The sequence below is a fragment of the Bartonella sp. B30(2025) genome, assembly GCF_053793825.1.
The window spans coordinates 1,036,524-1,062,722 of record NZ_CP200034.1 but is presented as its reverse complement, the minus strand read 5'-3'; the positions used below and the strand labels follow the sequence as shown (position 1 = coordinate 1,062,722).

10 protein-coding genes and 1 tRNA gene are annotated in these 26,199 nt (G+C 37.3%); 2 read left to right on the top strand and 9 right to left on the bottom strand.

From position 1 onward, the window contains the following. Positions 1-281: 281 nt before the first annotated feature. The 9 genes from V4P55_RS04455 to V4P55_RS04415 form a co-directional block, all read right to left on the bottom strand. The gene (locus tag V4P55_RS04455; RefSeq protein WP_455473911.1) at positions 282-3,056 is read right to left on the bottom strand and encodes an autotransporter outer membrane beta-barrel domain-containing protein; all 2,775 of its coding nucleotides are present in this window, start codon (positions 3,054-3,056) and stop codon (positions 282-284) included. 479 nt (positions 3,057-3,535) lie between these two features. Next, positions 3,536-6,523 carry an autotransporter outer membrane beta-barrel domain-containing protein gene (locus V4P55_RS04450; protein ID WP_455473910.1) on the bottom strand — a complete coding sequence of 996 codons (2,988 nt, stop codon included), beginning with the start codon at positions 6,521-6,523 and terminating at the stop codon, positions 3,536-3,538. 263 nt (positions 6,524-6,786) lie between these two features. After that, on the bottom strand, positions 6,787-9,117 hold the full coding sequence (locus tag V4P55_RS04445; RefSeq protein ID WP_455473909.1) for an autotransporter outer membrane beta-barrel domain-containing protein: 2,331 nt from the start codon (positions 9,115-9,117) through the stop codon (positions 6,787-6,789). A gap of 75 nt (positions 9,118-9,192) precedes the next feature. Beyond that, a complete protein-coding gene (locus tag V4P55_RS04440) occupies positions 9,193-10,221 on the bottom strand; it encodes an autotransporter outer membrane beta-barrel domain-containing protein (protein WP_455473908.1) in 1,029 nt (342 codons plus the stop codon). A gap of 625 nt (positions 10,222-10,846) precedes the next feature. Then, positions 10,847-10,920: transfer RNA gene (locus tag V4P55_RS04435), tRNA-Gln, on the bottom strand. 85 nt (positions 10,921-11,005) lie between these two features. Beyond that, positions 11,006-11,764: an iron ABC transporter ATP-binding protein gene (locus V4P55_RS04430; RefSeq protein ID WP_455473907.1), complete on the bottom strand. Its 759-nt coding sequence runs from the start codon at positions 11,762-11,764 to the stop codon at positions 11,006-11,008. Beyond that, positions 11,761-12,711 (bottom strand): iron chelate uptake ABC transporter family permease subunit, encoded by a 951-nt coding sequence (locus V4P55_RS04425; RefSeq protein ID WP_455473906.1) that lies wholly within the window; start codon positions 12,709-12,711, stop codon positions 11,761-11,763. Before V4P55_RS04425 ends, V4P55_RS04430 begins: the two co-directional genes overlap by 4 nt. After that, positions 12,704-13,660 carry an ABC transporter permease gene (locus V4P55_RS04420; RefSeq protein WP_455473905.1) on the bottom strand — a complete coding sequence of 319 codons (957 nt, stop codon included), beginning with the start codon at positions 13,658-13,660 and terminating at the stop codon, positions 12,704-12,706. Before V4P55_RS04420 ends, V4P55_RS04425 begins: the two co-directional genes overlap by 8 nt. Positions 13,661-13,756: 96 nt before the next feature. Continuing rightward, positions 13,757-14,695: a siderophore ABC transporter substrate-binding protein gene (locus V4P55_RS04415; RefSeq protein WP_455475042.1), complete on the bottom strand. Its 939-nt coding sequence runs from the start codon at positions 14,693-14,695 to the stop codon at positions 13,757-13,759. A gap of 239 nt (positions 14,696-14,934) precedes the next feature. On the opposite strand from V4P55_RS04415, the gene V4P55_RS04410 reads away from it, so the two are divergent. Beyond that, entirely contained in the window at positions 14,935-21,546 is a 6,612-nt protein-coding gene (locus tag V4P55_RS04410) for an autotransporter outer membrane beta-barrel domain-containing protein (RefSeq protein WP_455473904.1), read from the top strand. Between the two features lie 639 nt (positions 21,547-22,185). Beyond that, a complete protein-coding gene (locus tag V4P55_RS04405; protein ID WP_455473903.1) occupies positions 22,186-25,614 on the top strand; it encodes an autotransporter family protein in 3,429 nt (1,142 codons plus the stop codon). Positions 25,615-26,199: the final 585 nt, after the last annotated feature.

Sequence of the window (26,199 nt, the reverse complement as noted above, 5' to 3'; positions counted from 1 at the left end):
CTCATATTATAAAAATTCAGTGATACAAATCTGTTTTTCTGAACGAATGATACAATATTTCCTCTATATTTTTATTCTCAATAAAAAAGAAGCTTTTGTTTAATTAATTTTTTCAGATTATTTTCTGGTTATCGCTTTGAGCAATTATGATTGTTGAGTGTTTTTAGATTAAAATTTTTATTAAAAATAATCAGAGGCCTTATAAATAAAGAAAAAAGCAGCATAATGTCATATGCTGCTTTTAATAGAATTATGTTGTTTTATCTTATATTGGTTCTGTTTTAGAAATTGTAGCTTAGCCCACCGAAGAAGTTGGTTCCAGAAGAGCCTGCCTTTTGCAGTTTATGCCGATAACTCACACCACCATGGAATGCTATATTTTGCGAGAAGCGTGCATTAACACCAACTCCCCCTTCAATGGAAGATCCCATAGAACTAAGATGGAAAGTATCACCAATCTTTATTGTTCTATTATCACCAAAAGCTTTAAGAACATTCAGTTTCCCATAAAAGGAGAAAGCATTTCCTTCATTCATACTGATGATAGTTTTCGTTAAACGACCACCAACACGGACCAACCACTGATAAGGATTGTTCATATCCACTTCAAACCCTTCAGCATCTTGAATGGTGTTAAACATCAGTTTTTGATAAACAAGCTGTGCTTGTGGTTCAAAGACTAATTCTTCCATACCGGTTGCTAATTTTTGGCCGATAGTCGAAGATGCACTTAACATTTGGGCATTATCCAATTTTGTTGTGCCTTTGATGAGAGGAGCAGTAATGTCTCCTTTTAGTGCGCCATAGGAAACAAAAGTGTTCACATAGAGACCGCTATCATGCTGAATACCACCATATGCGGTCACTGACCATTTATCAAAGGTCGTTTTTTCAGCATTTTTCATATCCTTTGGAGTGAAAGAAAGCTGTCCGTATGTTCCTAAAAGACCAACGTCTGTGGTTATTTCATCACTTTCCAAGGCAGCTAAGGTCACGCCCGCTTGTAAAGCATGATAGTTCACATCAGCACCATAACCGTATTGCAGAGGGCTGCGGTCTGAAGATAGTGTCGTTCTATCATCATAAGCAAACAAGAAAATTCCTTGTTTTTTCTCACTTTTCTCTGTCCCAAACGCTTCTGCACGCATATTTTCTACTATTATGTTTTGATTATTTGCATCAGTATATCCAGCAGAAAACAAGCTATTTGGCATGACGAGATAGTTTGCTACTTGTGGCAAAACAGCTCTGACATTTTTATTTTTATCAACATATTCATTCTGTAACCGGTAGTCCCAGAAATCATTGTTCTTCCCACCAAGCATATTTTGGCTCGTGTCGGATTCTCCTGGTCCATAGGCAGTGAGCACATATTTATAAGGTAACCCTTTCATTGTTATGTAACCATTTGCCAACCTGAATGAATCTTTTTCTGCTTTTCCAGAAACCTGAATGAGTGAAATTCCATGCGTTGAAGCAGGGGTAGAAGCCATACTCTTTTCCCAGACAGTCTCGCTATTGGCTAACTTTTTATCCTTTTCACGAAGATTAACGTAGACGTCTGTATTCCCTAATACATTGCCTTTAATCAAAACACGATCAGTTTTTTGTTCAGTCACTGGCGCGTTATGGCTCCACTCAGCATTTAAGTAAAGGTCAGCATTGCCTTCAGCACTATAAGCTGGCAAAATATTTGACACGCCATTTTCGTTTTCTGGCTTAAATCCTATATGTAGAACTTGATAACGACCCTCTATTGGCTCTTCAAAGATGATGGAGCTATTTTGGACGCTGAGAGCAGAAAGGCTAGAATATGATTTTGCATCCACACCAAACAAATCAGACAGTCCATCACGAGGTGTTTGATTTTTGCTAGGTTTTAAGACCCATTTTGTGCCATTGTTTAGATCGAAAACAGTTTTGCTTGCTCCTAATGTTTGGGCACGACCTTCTAAATAGGAGTGATTTGCAGTTAATAAAAGATTGGGCGCTTTTTCACTATTTTGCTGATTTTCCAAATCTTTATTACTTTGTCCGCTGAGTGACAAAATATCGGCAGAAATCGTGGAGTCTTTAAGAACAACGGCACCGCTTGCGAGCGTTGCATTCATACCAACACCGTCTTTAACAGAAAGTTTTGTATTCTCTAATGTTGCTTTATTAATAACGCCTTGAGGAAGGAGAGATATATTTTTATGTTCGACGCTTCGTGCAGATCTTTGGTTAGAGGCAGTACTATCGTCATTCATAAAAAAAATACCATGAGTATCACTCGATCCTGTCACATCTACAGTAGAGTTTTCAAGTGTGATGTTACCACCATCAACGAGCAACAACCCAGCTCCTTTCGCTGTTACAGTAACGTTTTTGGCTTCAATAATTCCTTTATCTGATGCGTTTAACGCAATATCACCTGAATCTATAGTTCCTCTTATTATCTCTGCTTTTGAATTCAGCCCTGATACATCCACAGAAAGAGCATTATCACGAATCTGAACGTTTTCAAAAACTCTAGTGTTTCCATCATAAACCTCAATCCTAGATTGCTCATTTTTAATATTTACGGATATTTCAGATTCCTTAACTGGTGCAGATGCTTTAGGTTGAGCAGGAAGAGGAGTAGTAGATGTTTGTGAAGTGGGTGTTGTAGAGTTTACAGGTGAAGTTTGAGAAGAACCATGAACTGCAGCCACAGCGCTAAGTTGTTTAAAATTATTTTCTTGCTCAGCCGTGTAAAGCCTTTTTGCTGCGATCATCTTTTCTTTCTGAAGCTTCGCTGCAACCCTTTTGTTGAATTCTTGTGTTTCTTGAATTTTTTTAATTTTGTGAAGGAAAATCTTATCTTTTGTATTATTGTCATAAGGATACAAACCTCTGATCCCAAAATACTCAGATATGTATTTAGCTTTAGAAGGAGATAATTTAGCTATAGAAGGAGATAATTTTGCTTTATTAGAAGAAGATGATGCAACAACTTCATTTGAAGCATAAGATAAGCTGGAATTGGAACAAAGCAGAATTCCAGAAACAGTATATAATAGCAATTTTTTCTTCATGTAAATCTATTTCCTAAATACCTATCCCCCCTCTTGAAAATGAATGATTACAAGGCTTTTAATTCATTATATTTTTATTGTAAATATCAAAACAAAATATTTTCTTATCATTTTTTATATTTTGAAGAAATTATTTATTGACTATTAGTTTTAGTCTTTTTAATAGGGTTTTACGCGTATTGTAGGAAGAAGATAAATGATCTATTAGCTGCTTTTCTGGGGAATTTATATAAATTTCGGTTGTATTTTTTGCTAAATGAAAAAAGTATTTTTTGTATTATTTAATCAATTTTTTAAATTGTTTTATTATTATAGAAGTGAATAATTGTGGTTTTTAATAATTTATTATTTTAATTTTGATTTAAAATAAAGATTTTGTATACTATTTGTATACTAATTAATAAAAACAAAAAAAGCAGCATAGTGTCATATGCTGCCTTTAATAGAATTATGTTATTTTATTTTATATTGGTTCTGTTTTAGAAATTGTAGCTTAGCCCACCGAAGAAGTTGGTTCCAGAAGAGCCTGCCTTTTGCAGTTTATGCCGATAACTCACACCACCATGGAATGCTATATTTTGCGAGAAGCGTGCATTAACACCAACTCCCCCTTCAATGGAAGATCCCATAGAACTAAGATGGAAAGTATCACCAATCTTTATTGTTCTATTATCACCAAAAGCTTTAAGAACATTCAGTTTCCCATAAAAGGAGAAAGCATTTCCTTCATTCATACTGATGATAGTTTTCGTTAAACGACCACCAACACGGACCAACCACTGATAAGGATTGTTCATATCCACTTCAAACCCTTCAGCATCTTGAATGGTGTTAAACATCAGTTTTTGATAAACAAGCTGTGCTTGTGGTTCAAAGACTAATTCTTCCATACCGGTTGCTAATTTTTGGCCGATAGTCGAAGATGCACTTAACATTTGGGCATTATCCAATTTTGTTGTGCCTTTGATGAGAGGAGCAGTAATGTCTCCTTTTAGTGCGCCATAGGAAACAAAAGTGTTCACATAGAGACCGCTATCATGCTGAATACCACCATATGCGGTCACTGACCATTTATCAAAGGTCGTTTTTTCAGCATTTTTCATATCCTTTGGAGTGAAAGAAAGCTGTCCGTATGTTCCTAAAAGACCAACGTCTGTGGTTATTTCATCACTTTCCAAGGCAGCTAAGGTCACGCCCGCTTGTAAAGCATGATAGTTCACATCAGCACCATAACCGTATTGCAGAGGGCTGCGGTCTGAAGATAGTGTCGTTCTATCATCATAAGCAAACAAGAAAATTCCTTGTTTTTTCTCACTTTTCTCTGTCCCAAACGCTTCTGCACGCATATTTTCTACTATTATGTTTTGATTATTTGCATCAGTATATCCAGCAGAAAACAAGCTATTTGGCATGACGAGATAGTTTGCTACTTGTGGCAAAACAGCTCTGACATTTTTATTTTTATCAACATATTCATTCTGTAACCGGTAGTCCCAGAAATCATTGTTCTTCCCACCAAGCATATTTTGGCTCGTGTCGGATTCTCCTGGTCCATAGGCAGTGAGCACATATTTATAAGGTAACCCTTTCATTGTTATGTAACCATTTGCCAACCTGAATGAATCTTTTTCTGCTTTTCCAGAAACCTGAATGAGTGAAATTCCATGCGTTGAAGCAGGGGTAGAAGCCATACTCTTTTCCCAGACAGTCTCGCTATTGGCTAACTTTTTATCCTTTTCACGAAGATTAACGTAGACGTCTGTATTCCCTAATACATTGCCTTTAATCAAAACACGATCAGTTTTTTGTTCAGTCACTGGCGCGTTATGGCTCCACTCAGCATTTAAGTAAAGGTCAGCATTGCCTTCAGCACTATAAGCTGGCAAAATATTTGACACGCCATTTTCGTTTTCTGGCTTAAATCCTATATGTAGAACTTGATAACGACCCTCTATTGGCTCTTCAAAGATGATGGAGCTATTTTGGACGCTGAGAGCAGAAAGGCTAGAATATGATTTTGCATCCACACCAAACAAATCAGACAGTCCATCACGAGGTGTTTGATTTTTGCTAGGTTTTAAGACCCATTTTGTGCCATTGTTTAGATCGAAAACAGTTTTGCTTGCTCCTAATGTTTGGGCACGACCTTCTAAATAGGAGTGATTTGCAGTTAATAAAAGATTGGGCGCTTTTTCACTATTTTGCTGATTTTCCAAATCTTTATTACTTTGTCCGCTGAGTGACAAAATATCGGCAGAAATCGCGGAGTCTTTAAGAACAACAGCACCGCTTGCGAGCGTTGCATTCATACCAACACCGTCTTTAACAGAAAGTTTTGTATTCTCTAATGTTGCTTTATTGATAACGCCTTGAGGATGGAGATATATATTTTTATATTCGACGCTTCGTGCAGATCGGTTTTGGAGATCGGAGGTATAACCATTTCGGAAAAAAATACCGTGAGAATCGTGGGATCCTGTAACATTTACTGTAGAATCTTTTAGTGAGATTTCGCCATTATTAAGTAATAGCCCAGTCCCTACTGCAGTCACAGTAACGTCCTTAGCATTAATAACTCCGCCTTCTAATGCGTTCAACACAATGAAATTTGAACCGATCGTTCCTCCCTCTATTGTTACGACCGCACCGTTTCCTCTTGCCGTTACGGCAAAATTGTTGTCATAAATTTCTACGTCATGCAAAGTTTTATGAGTTTTTTCTTCATTAACTGGTTTCTTATTTTCCGGAAGATCCTTATGATTAGCTTCTCCTTCAGCTACGGGTGGTTGAGGCATAGGGGCTATTGGTTTTGAAGGATTGCTAGCAGAGTTGTCAGAACGTGTGGGATTTTGTCCTCCAGCATTATTTGGATAAGAAGGAGCTGGAGATGGTGAAGGATTATTCGGTCTTGGATAATAGGTACCATATGAATCACCCTCAAGTCCTGGAAGACTACCATCCGCTGGTGTGCGACCAGGTGGTGTAGGAGCGCTTGGATAACTATCCAGATGACCATTTGGATAGCTACCACCAGATGAATAACCCCCACCTGAATAACCAGATTCTGTATAAGAACCACTATCACTATAATAAGGATCATCATAACTATAACTAGACCCTGTATAAGATGGTCTATCATAACCATGATTATAAACACTGCCATCGTTATATGCTGAATATTGGGTTGGACTTGGGATTTGTTCGACTGTAATCTCATACTCTGGTTTAAGTGAGTAGCTTCTTGTCCCCATAACTGGAGAAAACACCTGCACTCTTCCCTCTTCTATTCGGGGAGCTACTGAACGTGCCTCTCCTGCAAGAGAAGCTAAGTGCATGTCCTTTGCAGGCTTTCTTCTTTTGCTTCTTCTCTTGTGTTCTTTTTTATTTTTTGCTGTGAGAAGGGAAGATTGTTCAGATAGATTTATTTTTTGTACAGCTGGAGTCGCTAAAGACATATCCCTAGACATAAAATCTTTAAGTCTAGATTTAGCTACATAAAGCGATGCAAAATTGCTATTAAAAGCATAAGTTGTGCCGGAATATGAGCAAAGAAAAAACCCCGACACCGTACATAATAAAAATCTTTTTTTCATGTAAATACATTCCTAAATACCATCCCCTCTCTTTACAAAAATATACAAGGCTTTTAATCCATTATATATTTATTGTAAAGAACAAAACAAGGTGTATTAAGAAGTATTACACTTTTTAGTTGAAGTTTATAGAATATTTAAAATCTATAACGTATTCCTCCAGAAAAATTAAATCCAGATAGTCCACTATTTTGGATTTTATACTGGTAGCTAACATCTCCATGAAGAATGAGGTTCCAAGATAACTTAGCATGAGCACCAATTCCACCTTCAACAGAAGATCCTGTAGTATCAAGGCGGAAAGCATCACCAATTTTTACTGTTTGATCACCACCAAAAGCTTTGGTAGCGTTTAGTTTGCCATAGAAAGCAACGGCATGACCATCTTCAGATGAGGATACAGTTTGCGTTAAATGTCCCCCAACACGTACTAACCATTGATACGGATTCCCAAAATCAACTTTAAACCCATCAATATCTTGAATAATATCGAAGATGAGGTTTTGATAAACAAGCTGTGCTTGCGGTTCAAAGACCAATCCCTCTGCACCCGTTTCTAATTTTTTTCCTACAGTAGCAGATGCACTTAATGCTTTGGTTTGATTGATATCTGCAGCTTTTGCATTAAGAGCAGTCGTAATATTGCCCTTCAAGAGACCATAAGAAAGCAATGCATTTACATAAACACCATTTTCATGTTTGATGCTTCCATATGCAGCAACAGACCATTTGTTGATTTTACTTTCTGAGGCATCTTCTATATCTTTTGGAGTGAAAGCCAATTTTCCGTAAGTTCCCAGAAGACCTAAATTTGCAGAAATATCCTGACTTTCGAATGCGGTTAGTGTGATACCTGCCTGCAATGCAGCATAATGAACATCGGCACCATATCCATATTGTAGTGGAGTGCGGCTAGAAGATAATGTAACGTTATTTCCGTAAGCAGAAAATGAGATCCCTTGTTTTGCATTACCTTTTGCCCCAGCGACTGCAGGATAAGCAGACTTAGATATTGCTGCCCGCGTATCATCTAACAATGCGCTTTGGTGACTGACATCTGCAAAACCTGCGGAGAATAAAGCGCTTGGCATAACCAAGTAACTGGCTACCTGTGGCACAACGGCTTTAATTTTTGCTTCGGAATCAAGGTAAGCATTTTGTAAACGGAAATCCCAAAAATCTGCACCTTCTCCTACAAGATTCTGGGCAGCACTAGACTTTCCATGTTTTGATGTCGGCCCATAAGCATTCAACACATATTTATAAGGAAGTTCACCTATTGTTGTGTACCCATTCTCGAGTTTGAAAGAGTTATTTTCAGCTTTTCCAGAAACTTGAATAAGTGAAAGACCGCGGGTATTTACGGGAATAACATTTCCGCTCTTTGCACCCTCATTTTTTAAAACGTTTTTTAGATAAATTGTTGTTGTTCCTGAAACATCACCTTTAATGAGAAGTCGATCAGCTTTTTGTTGAGTTTTTGCTGCACCATCACTCCATTTAAGGTTCAGATAAATTTTTGCATCATCTTTTGCATTATAAACATTTTTTACATCAGGCTCTTGTATTTCTGCTGCTTGCCCTAAACCTGCAAGATTTATTAATTGAGGATCATCAGCGTTTGGTTCTTGCTTCCCAATCCACAAAGTTTGATAATGCCCATCTGTTGGTGCATCAAATACAACAGAACTATTATTAAGGTTGAGAACTGAAAGGTTAGAAGTTGCTCTTTTATCGATGCGGCGCAATGCATAATTAAGCAAATTAGAATCATTATCTACTTCACCCTCACTCACTTTCACAAACCACGTACTGCGATTTTCAAGAGTAAAGATAGTTCTCTTTTCTGATGATGTTCTCACTTTACCCTTCACCGTAGAAGAATGGGCAGTTAACGTAAAAGTAGAAGGTACAGAAACCATACTACTTACATTTTTTAACAACATATCAGCATCAATTTCTGATTTTTTAAGTTTGACGCTACCACCTGCTGCAGAACCCAAAAGACCTATACCATCTTGTACAAGCAGCTTAGAATTGGTTAGTATTGCCTCACTGGGATCGTTCGTCTGTCCTTTTTGAAAGGTCACACCGTAGCTTTCATGATTCCCTTTAACAATGACAATTGAATTTTTAAGATCAATTGTGGCGTTTCCAATTTGTAAACCCGTTATCATTGTTTTTGCATGAATGTTCTCAGCATTAATGCGTGCACCACTCATTGCACTCAAAGCCACCATCTCTGAAGTAACTGCTCCATTTATAACTGTAGCCACTGACTGTTGACCATCCGCAGATACACCAAAATTTCTACTACGGATGTGAACATTCTTTAAAGAATCTTTTTTTCCCTTAGAAACACTAAGGACAGAAGCTTCAAGAGGTGGAGCATCTGCATAGACCAAATTAAATGGAGAAAAAATAAAAGTTCCAGCTATGGTACTTAATAAAAAACTTTTCTTACGCATAAATATGCCCTTAGTGTTTGTATTTTTCAATGTTTGTTCCATATTTTAATGGAAGAATATTAACATGCCATTATATCATTGCGTATTTTTTGTAAATACTAAAAACAAACGATATGTATCGTTTTTTATATTTTGAACAGAATATTTAAAATCTGTAACGTATTTATCAAAAAAGTTTAAACCCAGTAATCTACTGACCTGGATTTTATACTGATAGCTTACATCTCCATGAAGAATGAGGTTCCAAGATAACTTAGCATGAGCACCAATTCCACCTTCAACAGAAGATCCTGTAGTATCAAGATGGAAAGTATCACCAATTTTTACTGTTTGATTACCACCAAAAGCTTTGGTAGCGTTTAGTTTGCCATAGAAAGCAACGGCATGACCATCTTCAGATGCGGATACAGTTTGGGTTAAATATCCCCCAACACGGATCAACCATTGGTGTGGGTTCCCAAAATCAACTTTAAACCCATCAACATCTTGAATAAGATCGAAGATGAGGTTTTGGTAAACAAGCTGTGCTTGTGGCTCAAAGACCAATCCTTCTGCACCCGTTTCTAATTTTTTTCCTACAGTAGCAGATGCACTTAATGCTTTGGTTTGATTGATATCTGCAGCTTTTGCATTAAGAGCAGTCGTAATATTGCCCTTCAAGAGACCATAAGAAAGCAATGCATTTACATAAACACCATTTTCATGTTTGATGCTTCCATATGCAGCAACAGACCATTTGTTGATTTTACTTTCTGAGGCATCTTCTATATTTTTTGGAGTGAAAGCCAATTTTCCGTAAGTTCCCAAAAGACCTAAATTTGCAGAAATATCCTGACTTTCGAATGCGGTTAGTGTGATACCTGCTTGCAATGCAGCATAATGAACATCGGCACCATATCCATATTGTAGCGGAGTGCGGCTAGAAGATAACGTAACGTTATTTCCGTAGGCAGAAAAGAAGATTCCTTGTTTTTCATTATCTTTTTCCCCAAAGACTGCAGGATAAGAAGATTTAGATATTGCTGCCCGCGTATCATCTAACAATGCGCTTTGGTGACTGACATCTGCAAAACCTGCGGAAAACAAAGCGCTCAACACTATCATATAAATATCATGAATATTATGCTATTTTTCTATTCATAAAACAGGGAATTTTTATAAAAAAAGCATTTTTTTTTGTCATAAAAGAAAGATTTCTTATTTTGGCATAATAATGACAAGCCTTACTTTTAAAAACTTTTAGTTGTAAAATTGCCATATAGAGCTTTTTTGTTGTATGTACATAAATGTAGAGTTAATGAAATTTGATATCTTTAAAGTCGGTATTGTTCCCAATTTTTTTAAGATCACTGTAATGTTTAATCTTTGAAATTGAATATGATGAGCATTGCAAAGCGTATTTATGGAAGAGATAATAGGAAATGATCTAAAGACGCTTTGATGGATTATTTTAAAATGTTAATGAGCTTTCTTCTAATTTATAGAGTGTGTAATAACATACGAAAATTCTGCAAAATTCTATTTTTATATTATCATAAATGAACGCATTTTTTTATTTAATCGAAAACTATAGAATATCATTTCACTTTTAGAGAATTGCAGAAGATAATTGATGATGACAAGATAAAATCTCTAAAGAAATTAAAAAACAACTATACAGTAAAATAAATGAGCCTAAGACCTTAAGGTTTTGAGAGTTTTTACAATAAAGATCGGTTTTATTAAAAATTGGCTGGGGAACCTGGATTCGAACCAAGATTAACGGAGTCAGAGTCCGCTGTTCTACCATTAAACTATTCCCCAGCAGACAGGTGTTGCCATTTTTAGCAGATTTTGCAGTGTGTGCAAGCACAAAAAGAAACTTTATGACTATTAGCGATAGGGGAACTTATTGATAATAAAGGGCGATTGGTACACCATTAATTGTTTCGATCTGAATATCGACATCATAAATATCTTTAAGAATTTCTGGCTGCATAACTTCTTTCGTTGTGCCATAATAAGCTGCTTTACCATTTTTAAGTGCAACAATCATATCGGAGTATGATGATGCAAAATTAATATCGTGCATAACAATGAGAATAGTTTTTTTTAGCTCATCAGCTGTACGGCGTAATTGCTTCATCATGGAAACGGAATGTTTCATATCAAGATTATTTAAGGGCTCATCCAACAAAAGATAATCGGTATCTTGGCAAAGGACCATCGCTATAAAGGCACGCTGACGTTGTCCTCCAGAAAGTTCATCTAAAAAACAATCCTTCAATTCTTGTAAGCCTAAATATCGGAGCGCACTATCAATAAATTGTTTATCTTCATTGGTATAGCGACCTTTAGAATAAGGATAGCGTCCAAAACTGACTAAATCATGTACAGTTAAACGAACAGATAAAGGATTATCTTGACGCAAAAGTGAAAGCTTTTTCGCCAAAACATTGTGTGGTGTTTTATAAATATCTAAACCATCAATATGAACTGTACCTTTATGATTGGGGAGAAGGCGTCTTATCATCATTAAAAGAGTTGATTTCCCAGATCCATTTGGACCAATAAGAGAGATAATTCCTCCTTTTGGAAGACAAAGACATAAATCATCGATGATCAATCTAGCTCCATACGCTTTGGAAAGATGATTGATTTCGATCATTTAAATTTCCCCTTCATCAGCAAGATTAAGAAACAAACGCCACCACAGAATTCAACAATAAAGCTCAGACGTCCTGCCATATGAAAAATCTGTTCTAACATAAATTGTCCACCTACTAAACAAATAATAGCCAATAATATTGCAACTGGCACAACAACAATGTGTTTTGCTTGAGGTGAAAGTTCATAAGCGAGATTAGCAACTAACAACCCAAAAAAAGTGACAGGTCCGACAAGTGCTGTAGAAACGGATACAAGGATAGAAACAAGAATGAGAATGGTCATTGCGATTTTGTGGTAATCAATTCCAAGGTTGAGAGCTGTTTCACGTCCTAAAGCAAGAATATCGAGCATATAACGTAAGCGCCATACAATGATGCTCACAATAAACACAATGATTGCAGCAATACCTATCAATGATCTGTTGAATTTGTTAAAATTTGCAAACATGATGTCCGTTAAATTCATCATTTGGTCTGGATTTAGCTGTAATTGCATGAACATGCGTAAGCTGAAAAAAAAACCTCCTAAAATGACACCAATCAAGAGCGTTAGATGCAAGCCTTTTAGATTGCCCGAAAATAACCAACGAAATAGCCCTACTGAGAAGAGAATGAGAATAAGAGCTTCAATGATTAATTGCCCTTCTTCATGCAAAAAAGGAATAGAAAGAGAGCCGACAAAATAGATCGTGACGGTTTTGATTAAAATATAAAGCTGGTCAAATCCCATAATAGATGGGGTGAGAAGGCGATTATTAACAATTGTTTGAAATAAAACCGTAGAGACTGTAATTGTGTAAGCAATGAGAAGAAGAGAAGCAAGCTTTGTGAAGCGGAATGGCCATGTATAGATATTGATATTCCATGTCATGTAAAAGCTGACTACGATGCACGCCATTATGGTAAGAGTTGTCAACACAAGTGTTGTTGCTTTCTTTTTACCCAAGACGGTTTCTCCAACGTAAAAGCAATGTAATAAAGATAAAGCTACCAATAATTCCCATTATGGTGCTAATGGGAATTTCTAGCGAAGGATGAATGATTCGTCCTAAAAGGTCGCAGATTAATACCAGTCCTGCTCCGCAGATTGCTACCCAGGGAGCCGTGTGGCGCATGTTATCGCCCATGAAATTTGATACAATATTGGGAATGATAAGTCCTACAAAGGGGATTCGACCAATTGTAGAAATTGTTACGGCAGTGATGGAAGAAACAATAAAAAGACCAAAAAACATAACGGTGCGATAATTGAGTCCAAGGTTGTTTGTTAAATCTTCTCCCAGACCTGCAACAGTAAAACGATCTGCAGTGAAATAGGCAAGAATGCACAAGGGCAGAGATAGCCATAAAAGTTCATATTTTCCATCTATAATCATAGCAAAGCTGCCAAATAAATAGGCTTGAAGAGAGGGGAGTAGCATCTCATAATCGGCAATAGCATTGGTTAAAGAACCAATAATGTAGCCCAGCATAATGCCTGTAAGTGGAACGATAAGGATAGATTTTAAAGGAATTTGGCGCAATATAAACATAAAAAGTAATGCGCCGCTCATAGCAAAAATTGTCGCAACAAGCATTTTGCCTAAAACAGGAATATCAGGGAAAAAAATCATAACGACAAGAATGCCAAGAGATGCAGATTCAACGGTTCCAGCGGTTGATGGTTCAACAAAACGATTGCGTGCAAGCAATTGCATAATCATGCCAGAAAGTGCAAGCGATGCCCCTACCAAAAGTACTGCAATTGTACGAGGAAGACGCGTTTGCCAAAAAATAAGCCATGCATGTGGATCATTTGAAAATAGCTCGGAAGGTGTTACGTCAGAATAACCAACAAAAATGCTAAGGATAGACAATAGAACAAGAACTATTATAGCTATCCAGTAGTTTTTCATGTTAAAGTATTTCCTAACAAAAAAGAGTAGAAGTTATATATTAAAACTTCTACTCTTAAATTTTATTTTTATTATAAGCAAGCCATTTGTATATGATTATTTGCTTTTCATAAAGGAATCACTAATCTGTTTAGTTGCTTCGTTAAGCCCGGTTAATCCACCGCTAACACGGTACCAGCTCCAAGAATCTAAATAAATAATTTGATTTTGTTTTCCAGCTGTTGTGCGTTTAACAAGCTCATTATCGAGTAGCTGTTCTGCTGATAATCCTTCTCTTCCGATAGCTGCATCGCGATCAATAACCAATAACCAGTCGGAGTTTGTTTCGAGAATAAACTCAGGAGAAATGAGTTGCCCGTGTTTTTCTACAGTTAATTTATCGGTTGCAGGAGCAATTCCAAATTCTGAATGAAGAATATCAAAACGGGACTGAGGGCCAAAAGCGCTTATTTTCCCACCAGAAGTCATTAATATAAGTCCTGTGCCTTTTCCTTGCGTACTCTTACGCACCATGGCTAAATTTTCATTGAGTGTTGCAATCTCTTGTTCTGCTTCTTTTTCTTTGCCAAAAATTTTCCCAAGAATTAACACATTACGTTCAATATCTTTAAGAGAATTTTGATTACTAACAGTTAAATCAATAGTTGGTGCAATTTTGGATAAATCTTGATATTTTTTTTGAGTCCGTGAGGAGATGATGATCAAATCTGGTTTAAGAGCAGCAATTTTTTCATAATCAGGTTCAAAAACTGTACCAATTTTTTCATATTGAGCACTATCAAACTCTTGCAAATATACAGGTTTTTTTCCTTCAGGAACACCAGCAACGGCCTTGATTCCGAGATGATTCATATTATCAAGCGATGCAAGGTCGAATACGACAACCTTTTTAGGAGAAGCGGGAACAGGAGTCGTGCCCGAAGCATGATTAATGGTAACGGTCGCCTTAACATTGACATCTGCCCACGAAAAAGTCGTCAAGCTCATCATCACAGCTAAGACAAAAGCTGTCCATTTCAGAGATTTCGTAATCATCATTTTATCCTTTTAAAAACATTATAAAAGTTTTTTGTCTTCCCTTTAAAAGGTCCAATTTAGGCATTTTTATGAGTAATGCAACAACTTTAATAGACCTTACCAAGCAACATTATGTTATAAAATTGTTTAATATGTGTTGCAAAATGTATTCTAAATCGTATATGAGTGTCCTATTTCGTGTTTCCTAGTGCTCTTACAAGAAATATCAAGGTTTATTTAATTAGAAAGTTGGACAAATGATTAACGTATTTAGAAATCATGCGCATTTGTGTGCTATTACAACGAGTGTTTTCTTATTTTTACAAGGTGTGGACGTTTCTGTTGGAAAGAACAATGAGGGCGTTCTTGTTGGAAAAGAGAATCGCGTTAGTATGGAGTTTCCATGCGTTTCTGCTACTATTGCTAAAAGAAGTAAGCAAGGGCAGCAACTCTCTTCTGCTCCCTACGTTTGTCAAAATGATGTGGCGAATATGCACGAGATAAGTGGATATACCATTAAAATTACTGACCCTAAAAGAAGTGCTTTGTATGTAGGAGTTGCAGAGGAAGATAGTCTGTTTGTTCAGGGATTGAAGGAAATTGATGAAGTTGTTGTAGGCCCTCAAGCGGTTAGTCGTACGGGTAATCTCCCATCCGATGCGTTGTTAGGGCGCCGTGCGACAGGGCGAGATATTGCTGTGAAGGAGCAAAAAATTGCTCAACTAGCGAGACAGTATTCTTCGCACCGGGGTGTTGAAGGAGGGGTCAACAGTTATGGTAACCATGTTGGTGGTGAAATTGGACATATTGATGGAGCATATGGTCTTCAAAGATCAGAAGATGGCAAAACAGTGATTATGGCATATAAGCTGACACTTGTTGGCCCAGCTGATTCTGATACATCCTTTAAAACAATGGATGGAGAGGGTATTTATGAAAAATACTTAAAAATAACGGATGATGAGAGGAAAGATAATAAGGGTCCTGATTTATTGAGTGGTGTTTATGCAGGAGAGGACGGGGAAATTTGGTTGATGTCACAGCCGCAGGGCACAACAGGTAAGGGTAGAGGTGGAAATGGAGGTAGAGCCCGTACTGTTGCGCAAAGTGAAAAAGGAAAATTTGAACTTCAAGCTTCTTCTATTAAAGGGTTTCCAATTGGACTTGAGGCTGAGTCCGGTGGAAAGATTATCATGAATGGAGGAAATATTGAGTCCTTTTACATAGGCGCTTTAGCCTCTCACATAGAAGTAGATGGTGCAGCTAATCCAGCAGATTTTTGGAACGTCTCTAGTATTGTTTTAACTAATGCGAATATTAAAGTGAGTGGCCCTCGTGCCTTTGCTGGTTTGGATAGTAATGGCGGACGCATACGCATGGACTCTGGATCGATTACTTTTTCTAGTGAAAAAGGCGTTGCGGCAGAGGGTGGAGGAATTGTAACATTAACAAACGTTACAGTGAATCGTGATAACCCATCGGATGCTCAGAGCGGTGATAATACGAAGGATGATAGTTCGGCTTTCTTTTTGGAAGGGGGAAGTTACATTAAATTTGATAAGGGAGAACTTACAACCCGTGGTAAAGGTATTTTGTTTGGGGAGCCTCTAGATGAAGATAGAGAATTGGATAGTAACTTCGTTGAGATAGAAGGTTCAAACATTCAAGTACAAGGTGAAGGATCCTACGGTATATATGGTAGATATGTGGAAAATGCTTCCTCTGAAAGCAATTCATTAGTAGTAGCTAAGACAATTGCCGAAAAGGTGCAGATTGTTAAGGATGCAATACATACTTTGGACAGTACTGGACCTCTAGAAAGGATGAAGGGGTTTCATGAGAAAGCGATTGTCTTTTTAGATAATAACACCAAATTTAAGGTTCCGGACGGTACGGCCTTTTACGGTGATAATTTATATGGTGCTGTCTCTTTAGAAGGAAAAGCAGAGCTTTCTGGTGATTTGCTATTGGTGTCTAAAAATAATTCTAATTTGTCTATTTCAGCTAATGATTCCAAAATTATAGGTGGGGCCTACACTGATAAAAAATCTCGTACTGCTATTGAGTTATTTAATAAATCTGAATGGCAACTAACAAATAGTAAACATACACATGATAATAGAGTTGCAAACCAAAATTCTTATACTTCATCTATTTCGTATATAAGTTTGATCAATAGTGCTATAAGGTTTTCAGAATCTTCTTCGGAATCTAACAAATATTCATTTCAAAAGCTCCAGGTTGGAAATGGATCAGGACTTGCTTATAATGCAGGTAGTGACGCTCGCATTTACTTTAATGTGCGTCCGGATTCTGTTGAAGCTAAAGGAACGCAAATATCTGATCAGCTTATAGTCAACGGTGATGTTTCTGGTAAAACAATAGTACATGTGCAAGCAGTTTCTGGGGGTGCAGGAAGTAGAGGCGATAATGGACAGCCTTATGATATTTCTACTTCTCTTATTCAGGTTTACGGAAATGCCAATTCAGATTCTTTTGTATTGGACAGCGTTAATGGTAATGGTGGATATGTCACATTGGGGAATCTTCCGTATCGATATTCCCTTCGTGTTCATGGTCCATTTGAGGTAAATGGTGAGACTCTTACTAAAAGTGAAAACGGCTCCTATGATTATAATTATGATAAGGAATTAATTAAATCCGGCCAAAAATTTTGGGATTTCCGCTTAGAAAGTGAGTATATTCGTGTTGCTTCCGTTCACGCCGATCCTGCTTCAGATGTGCGTGTACGTCAGCGTGTGCACCTTGTAAAACATGTTGCTAATAGTGAAGGGAATGGTATTGCTGAAGATATTTATGTTCTTGACAATCCCTATTCTCGTTCTGATGCTGATGAAGCACTTGCTGTACCTGCTGTGCGTACTCTTCTCTCTGTAAAGGGTTCTGATACTGCTAAAGTACGTGCTGTACCTGCTTTGTATACTACTCCCTCTTTGAAGAGTGGAAATACTGGTTTGTACAAAGCTCCTGCTTTGGATCCTTCTTTGGATCCTTCTTTGGGTCCTGATATGGGTCCTGATTTTGCTTTAATGGCTGCTAGGTCGGGTTTAGATACTGATGGTGATACTTATTATTATACTGATGATGAGTATGGTGAGTATGGTGAGTATGATGAGTATGATGGTGTTGAAGATCCTTCATATACGACAACAGGAAGAATCCTCCAGAATACAAATAGTTTTCCTTATGGTGTTACAGAAAGGGGTGATAGGAGGGTTGTTCCCACTAGCTTTACGGTTTTAGCTCGTACTGATTCTGATACTACAGAAGGTGTTAATAGTGGGTTTGTTTCCACTAGCTCTACAATTTTACCCCCTACCGCTACTACTACTACTACTACTACTACTACGGTTGAACCCATAAAACATCAGACATCATCTAGTGCCGATTCGAGCAAAGGTGTTGTAACTACAGATACAAAGGCAAAGGCCCCTAAGCCGAATATGAATTCTGAGATTACCGCTCCTAATAATGCCAGACCGGTTGGTCGTGTATTATTAGTGTCCGGATCTACTCCTACAAGCACTTTACCTCATGTTGTATCTAATGATATTACTGATTCTAAGGTTCCCACGCCTGTTAAACAGGTTCTATCTGCTGCATCCACTAATCGGATTCTACCTGCTGCAGCATCTAAAGCGCTTGTTGTTGAATCTGTTGCACACTCTGGTCAATCTAATCAAGAATCCAGTTTTACATGTTCCGTTAGTAATGGAGTTGCTTCCTCTAAAAATGGAGCTGCAAAAGGAGAAAGTTCTAAATTTTACTGGTGTAACAGTGGTACATCAAATGAAATAAAAGATCAGACTTTGACGATGAGTGACAAAAATACTCATGTTATCTATGCAAAAGGACAGCAAGCAGCTTCTAGTGAAAAAAATAATGGGAAACAGGAGAAGAAAACAACCATTGATGCAGAGAATGTCACTATTACTGGTATAGGCTTTAAAGATAGCAGTGCTAGTTTGGCTAACATTAAGCAGGAAGATCTCGTAAGTGCTGTGCTTGCAGAACAAGATGCAAAAATTATGGTTAAAGGGGATAAAACGAGCATTTCTGCTTTCCCAATTGGGCTTGAAGCGCGAACTGGTGGATTGATCGAAATGGACAAGGGGGAGATTGCAGCTCTTTATGTTGGTGCTTTGGCCGATTCTAAATCGTCAGCTGTTAAGCTGAATGGTACAAAAATTAATGTAAAAGGTTCTTTGGCTGTTGCTGGTTTGAGTGCTAACAACGGTGGTGTAGTAGAGATGGATTCTGGGTCAGTTAGCTTTACAAATGGGGTCGGGGTTCGGTCAGAATTAGGAGGACATGTTAAATTAAAAAAAGTTAATATTGTGAAATCAAAAGAAGAGAATGCTGCTACTGGAAGAAGCAAACGTGCAGACAAACATGTAGACACGATTACGAATTTAAAAAATATTGCTGATGGGGCAGCTTTTTTATTAAGTGATGGTGGTATTGTTGATTTTGCTCAGGGTACTGTTTCGACTAATAGTCATGGATTATGGTTTAAAAATATTAACGGGAACAGTAGTGCCCATAATATAGCCAATATAGAATCTTCAAGCATTACAATAAGTGCTAACGAGCACAGATCCTATGGTATATATTTTGATGGAGTAGGGAAAAAGCCTAGTGAATTAACAAATAAAGTAACAGCGGCACAGGCAAATTCAGGAAAATCTCCGGTAAAGGTGCCAGCAAAATCGAGTGTTGAGGAGCGAAATGTTATCGAAAATAACTCTATAGAGGAAAATGTTGTATCGGAACAAAATAATGGTAAAGTTTCGAATGTGATAACAACCACACTTGACACGAAAAAAACGCTTATAGCTAATGGATCTACCGAGAATAATGAGATTGTTTTAGAACAAAAAGCTCCGATAGTTAAGCGAAGCGTTCCACTCTTACAAAATAAAAGTATTAATTTGAAAGATCAGCCTACGAACGTTTTGTTGAAAGCAACCGAATTTGCAGTTTTTGATGGTGTGGCTGTTTATGCAAATAATTCTGAAGGAACTGTTTCTTTAGAGGAAAAAGCAATACTTAAGGGTGGTATGCTTTTGATCGCTAAGAACAATAGTAATGTGTCAATTTCAGCTCAGGATTCTATTCTGAGAGGTGGCGCTTATACTGATAGCAATTCCAATGCACATATTGCTTTGCATGGATCGCAGTGGCTTGTAAGTCCGATTAAATATACGAATTATCCAGAAGTTGTAAGATCGGATTGTTTAGATACGTGTATTTCATCTCTAAATATGTATGAAAGAAATGGCGGCACTTTAGATTATAGTATTATCACCTTTTTACTGTCAGAATCTCAATCAAATCGATTTCGCACACTCCGTATTGGGAAAGGAAGTGGGACTGTTTACAGCGTTCATGGAAAGGGTGAGATTGATCTTTCTGCAGATCTGAACCCTGAATTTGATTCGAAGGGTAAGCAAATAACTGATAGGCTCCTGATCCATGGTGATGTTTCTGGAACCACTACGGTGAATGTGCGTGCTAATCGTTATCATGATAAGAAAGATTGGAAGGATCATGTTCCTCAAAGTGTTTCAATTATTCAGGTTCATGGAAAAGCGGAAAAAGATTCTTTTAAGTTAGCAGGTGAATATGTTACGACCCATAACTCACCTTACCAGTATACTCTGCGTTCTTATGGTCCAAATGCCGTTTCAGATACAGTGTACTTTGATGAAGAGTTAGGTAAGAAGGGTGGAGAATTTTGGGATTTTCGTTTAGAAAATCAATATGTTACGCCGACAGTTTCTGTACAAACTTCTGTATCTTCTGGCGGCAAGCCTTCTGTGGTGACATCAAATGTTGGTTCTGAGATTAAACCTGTTTCTCCTTCTGAACATTTTGTGAGATCTGTTGTTCCGCAGGTTCCAACTTACTTACTTTTACCAAATACTGTATTTCATGCTGGTTTAATGGATATAAGCAATCAGAATAAGCAATTGGAAGCGTTACGAGGGGCTTCTAGTAATGGTATGTTGGAAATTCATGAAAATCCCGCTTTATTCTTACATAGTTATGGTGGTAATTACGGATATGTTTCAGATCTGTCTGCACTTGAATATGGTTACGGAGGCAATCTCGATTATCATGCTGTAGAGGCAGGGATTTTATTAAAAACAATTGAGAGTGCTTACAGTAATGTAGCTTTTGGGGTGATGGGTTCCTACGGAAGGGTTTCTCTACAACCTATCGATGTTGCAAAAAGTCAAAAAAGTGCCTTTGATAAATGGTCGGTTACAGCTTATAGCAGTATGCAGCACGATGGGGGATTTTATGTAGATGGTCTTTTCTCTTATGGTGCTCTTAAAGGTGATGTTCTTACCCTTGCACGTGGTAAGACAGCAACTCTAGAAGGTAATCCTCTAAGTGTTTCATTTACTGGTGGTCAGACATTTGCAACAGGATATGAAGGGTTTGTTGTGGATCCGCAAGTTCAGGTTGTTTATCAACGCCTCCAATTTAAAGAGGAACGCGATGTTGACAATTTTGACATTAAGATGGGGAATCTTGATCAGTGGATGGTGCGTTTGGGTGGACGTTTAGTGAAAAATCCGATAGGATTTGATAATGTACGTACTGTTTCTTTTTATGGTAAGGTGCACCTTTCTCATAACTTTGGAAAGAAACAATCTGTCAACTTTAAAGAGGATTTCCAGTTAGGAGCTCTGGGATCTTCTTTAGAGGCTGGATTAGGTTTTAATGCTCAATTACTTCCGAAGCTGACACTTCATGGTGACGTCATGTATCAGCATAAATTGACCAAAGCTGGTTTTTCTGGAGCGAGTTTCTCTGGTGGATTGCGTTACCAGTTTTAAAATAAGATAAATATTGTTTATACTTTGGTAAAAAGGCAGCACAATGTGCTGCCTTTTTTGTTTATTAACGATTTACAATAATCTGTATTGTTTCAGTAAAAAACGCGCGCCTTTTTGATATGACAAAAAGGGTTGATCATATTTTTTCTCTCGTTTGCAAATAAAAGGATGGGATGATTACATCCTTTTTCTTTATGGAAAGCGGCTTTTTTGAAATTTTTGATATAGCGTAATATTAATCGGTTTACTCTTAAGATTTTGAATAGCAAAGAATTTCGTGCCAATGCACCATATTTTAAAAGCTTTTACTTTATGATTATTTGAGTATTTTCCAAAATTTATTTTTTATAACCCGTTTTTCTACTGGTTTTGGTTATTTTTCTTACTTTTATTTGAGTTGAATCTTTTGAATGTTGTAAAGATAATTGCAATTATAATGATACATACTGTTTTATTTTCTCTTTACACGCGCCACATAACGTATTATACACGTATAAATTGTTTATAATGATTATTTATTTATCATAAGTTGTTATTGACGTGGAGGTTTGTCGTAGAGCAATTTTGTTTAGAGAGTTTTTTCATGAGTTAAATTGAGTATGAGACGCATCCTTTTTGTTTTGTTTGGAGGGTGTGGAGATGGGTGTTTTTATTTTTAATGAGGGGGGAGAAATTAATGGAGATATAGTCAAAGTGTTTAAAAATCATGTACGTTTATGTGCTTATACAACGGCAGCCATTTTTTTCTTACAAAGTGAAATAGGGGTGAGTGCTGATTCAAGAAGTCCTCGTGATTATAGTGAAGATTCTTATTATAGTGGAAGTTCTTCTTATTATTATAGTGGAAGTCCTTCTTATTATAGTGGAAGTCCTTATGTTATCGAGGTTACCCCTTTACCTCCTGTAGAATCTCCTGCAGATAGTTATTTTTCTCCCTCCGATCCCTCTGAAAAGCTTTATGTATCTTCTAATGGTCCTGGTACTTTTTTTTATTTCGGAAATTCCTATGATTCTTATCTTTCTGCGGGAAATTTCTATAAGTCTCTTGAAGGAGAGCGTTCTGATATAGTCTCTCCCAAAAATGACTTGAGCTATTCTAATAGAAGCCATCATTCTAATAGAAGCCATTCTAATGATGGGAATATGTATTATAGCATTGATGAAGAAGATGGTGATGCATCTGGTAATGATCGCATATTTTTTACATATTATACTAAATGCGATGATCCTATTTCTGGTTTATGTACTGAATTGCGTCTTTTTGGAGAGAAAGAAAATGGATATAACAAAAAGACTTTAGGTTTTGTTATTACTGATTGGGATAAAAAACACGGTCAATATATTAGTGAGACTTTATCTTTTCCTAAAATGTTTTACTTATGTACCACTTGCGGAGAAGAAAAAATTGATAATTACAGTTTTATGATGGGAGCTCATGTTTACGGGAAAGTGAGTGGTGAGAGTATTTATGCTATAAAGGTAAATAATATTCCGCAAACTGAGAATAAAAAAGCAAAAGTTGTTGGGAAAGGCGTAACTGTTAAAAGTGAAGTTTCAAGTAAACCTTATGGATATGCTGTCTTTGTCTCAGATAATGGCGAAGTTAGTTTGACAGATTTGACCGTTCAAGATGCAGAGGTAGCATTGTATGCTAATAATGGAAATATCGAGGTAAATAAAGGAAGTATTAAAGACGCTCCTACAGTTGCTGTTGCGGTAGGAACGTTAGCAAATGTTCATTTAAGTGATATGACAATCGAAACAAGCGGTGGAAAGACAAGCATTTACAGCGTTGGGGGATCAGAAATCACTGTTTCAAACGGACAAATTCACCTTAAGGGCAGTCATGGGGTTTCTGCGGCATACGATGGATCGGTAGAGCTCAGTGATGTGACTATTACTGGAGAGGGGGTATCTACTGGAGAGGGGGTATCCGATCAAAATTATGCTGTTTTTCTTATGGATGCAGGGGGAAAGATTACTTTTAGAGGGAAACCTGAGAAAAAAGCGGTTATAGATGTTAACAATATGCATGCTATAATGCGAGAAGCTCAGGTGCATATCACAATAGGGGGGAACGCGAATGGTGCGTCACAGGAGGATGAGGCTGTGACAGCGAAGAATAATATTTATCTTAAAGATTCTGACGTTCGTGTGAGTGGTGCTGGATATTACGGTGTATATTTTAGGGGAACAGAATGGCAATTTTATTATCCACAATTAGACACTGTAAATAGGCAATGGGTTACACTTAGAGAAGAACATGTTAAGTTAGAAAATGTGGATTTTAAAGTTACTGATACAGCTATTTATGGCTTTGGTGCTGTTTATGGCATTGTTGATTTGCTGCAGAGTACTCTCAGTTCAGAAAATTTATTGCTAAAAGCTGAGCAAGGCTCTTTTATAAGAGTTTCAGCGCATTCTTCTACTCTCCAAGGAGGGGCTGATACTGATGAGAGTTCTACTGCAGAGATCCTGTTAAAAAACAATTCGAGATGGAATATAAAATATCAGAAACAAAATCATTCACGTGAAGAGCAGTTACGAAATGCTTCTTCTGTTTCATATATAACACTTAATGATAGTGCAATTGATTTTGGTGAACAGGAATCTGGCTCGACTTATGATTATCAAGTGCTTTCTGTTGGAAATAAAAACAAGTTTGATGATGTTTATCACGCGCAAGGTGAGTCAAAGATTTATTTTAATACACATCTGAGCGCTAAAGGCTTGCATGATAACGCACAAACCGACCGTGTTTTGATTAACGGTGATGTTCAGGGACAAACGGAAATTTATGTGCGCCCTGTTTCAAAAACATCAACGAAACATGCTAAGAGCAAAAAGGATAGTGAAGGGATTTCACTGATTCAGGTTTCTGGAACAGCCCATCAAGATTCTTTTAAGCTGCATGGCGACTATGTTGCGTTGCGTGGTTCCCCTTATCAGTATAGGCTTCATGCTTATTATGGTGTAGCAGATGGTTTAAAGGGAGAAGTTGGTAAAAGATTTGTAAAAGGTGAGGGAAAGTTTTGGAATTTTTATCTCAAAAGTGCGTATGTCGGGCGCCCTGGTCATCCTAGACCTGATGAACCAGAGATAAGAGTTGTTGTTCCGCAAGTTCCAACCTACCTCCTTTTGCCCAATACGTTATTTCAGTCTGGTTTAGCCGATCTCAACAATCAAAATAAGCGTTTGGAAACTATGCGCTTTTCTGTTGGAGGACTGTTAAAAAGTGATCCCATATCTGCTATTTTTTTACGCGGTTATGGAAGTAATTATCAATATACTTCAAACCTGTCTGCTTTTGAATATGGTTACGGGGGAGAACTGGATTATAACTCTGTCGAGGCCGGTGTTTTATTGAAAACGATCGATGGGGCATATAGCACGACATCTTTAGGTATTATAGGCACCTATGGCAAAGTTTCTCTACAGCCTCTTGATGTTGATCAAAGCCAAAATAGTGCTCTTGATAAGTGGACAATGACAGCATATGGCAGCACGCGGTATGATAATGGTCTTTATGTAGATGGTCTTGTGTCCTATGGTTTATTTCAAGGTGATGTTTCGACCCTTGCACGTGGTAAGACAGCAACGTTGAAGGGTAATCCTCTCAATGTTTCCGTCACAGCAGGGAAAGCGTTGATGGCAGGGTCGAGAGATCTTGTTTTTGATCCGCAAGTTCAGGTTGTTTATCAACATCTCCACTTTAAGGAGGAGCATGATATTGATGGTTTTGACATCAAGATGGGTCATCTTGATCAGTGGGTTATGCGTGCTGGTGGTCGTTTAACGAAGACGCTTCCTGTCATGAAAGATGCACGGGTTGTTTCTTTTTATGGTAAGCTTCACCTATCTCATAGTTTTGGAGAAAAACACTCTGTCCATTTTAAGGATGCTTTTCAGTTGGGTGCTTTTGGTTCTTCTCTAGATGCTGGAGTGGGTTTTAATGTTAAAGTACTTTCCAATTTAGCACTTCATGGAGATCTTACATATCAGCATAAATTGACCAAGGCTGGTTTTTCTGGAGCAAGTTTCTCTGGTGGAGTGCGTTACCAGTTTTAAAATAAGATCAATATTGTTTATACTTTGGTATAAAGGCAGCACAATGTGCTGCCTTTTTTGTTTATTAACGATTTACAAGAATCTGTATTGTTGCATTAAAAGACGCGCGCCTTTTTGATATGACAAAAAGGATTGATCATATTTTTTCTCTCGTTTGCAAATAAAAGGATGGGATGATTACATCCTTTCTCTTTATGGAAAGCAGCTTTTTTGCAATTTTTGATATAGCGTAGTATTAATCGGTTTCCTCTTAAGATTTTGAATAGTAAAGAATTTCGTGCCAATGCACCATATTTTAAATGCTTTTACTTTATGACTATTTGAGTTGAATTTTTTGAATGTTGCAAAGGGAATTGCAATTATAATGATACATATTGTTTTATTTTCTCTTTACACGAGAAACATAATGTATTATACACGTATGAATTGTATATAATAAGCTGTTGTCCTAAAGATAGTTTCTGTGTTGTGAGTAGATTTTCACCGAGCTTATGCGGGTAAATTTTCACCAATTCAAGGGATTTAAGGTGTGTCCTTTTTGTTGGGAAATGTCCTGTATAGTTGTTTTTATTTTCAACAAGAGGG

Excerpts from the sequence above, each read along its gene's own strand:
- V4P55_RS04450 (WP_455473910.1), bottom strand. The coding sequence starts at position 6,523 with ATGTCTAGGGATATGTCTTTAGCGACTCCAGCTGTACAAAAAATAAAT.
- V4P55_RS04420 (WP_455473905.1), bottom strand. The coding sequence starts at position 13,660 with ATGAAAAACTACTGGATAGCTATAATAGTTCTTGTTCTATTGTCTATC.
- V4P55_RS04405 (WP_455473903.1), top strand. The coding sequence starts at position 22,186 with ATGGGTGTTTTTATTTTTAATGAGGGGGGAGAAATTAATGGAGATATA.
- V4P55_RS04430 (WP_455473907.1), bottom strand. The coding sequence starts at position 11,764 with ATGATCGAAATCAATCATCTTTCCAAAGCGTATGGAGCTAGATTGATC.
- V4P55_RS04455 (WP_455473911.1), bottom strand. The coding sequence starts at position 3,056 with ATGAAGAAAAAATTGCTATTATATACTGTTTCTGGAATTCTGCTTTGT.
- V4P55_RS04415 (WP_455475042.1), bottom strand. The coding sequence starts at position 14,695 with ATGATTACGAAATCTCTGAAATGGACAGCTTTTGTCTTAGCTGTGATG.
- V4P55_RS04440 (WP_455473908.1), bottom strand. The coding sequence starts at position 10,221 with ATGATAGTGTTGAGCGCTTTGTTTTCCGCAGGTTTTGCAGATGTCAGT.
- V4P55_RS04410 (WP_455473904.1), top strand. The coding sequence starts at position 14,935 with ATGATTAACGTATTTAGAAATCATGCGCATTTGTGTGCTATTACAACG.
- V4P55_RS04445 (WP_455473909.1), bottom strand. The coding sequence starts at position 9,117 with ATGCGTAAGAAAAGTTTTTTATTAAGTACCATAGCTGGAACTTTTATT.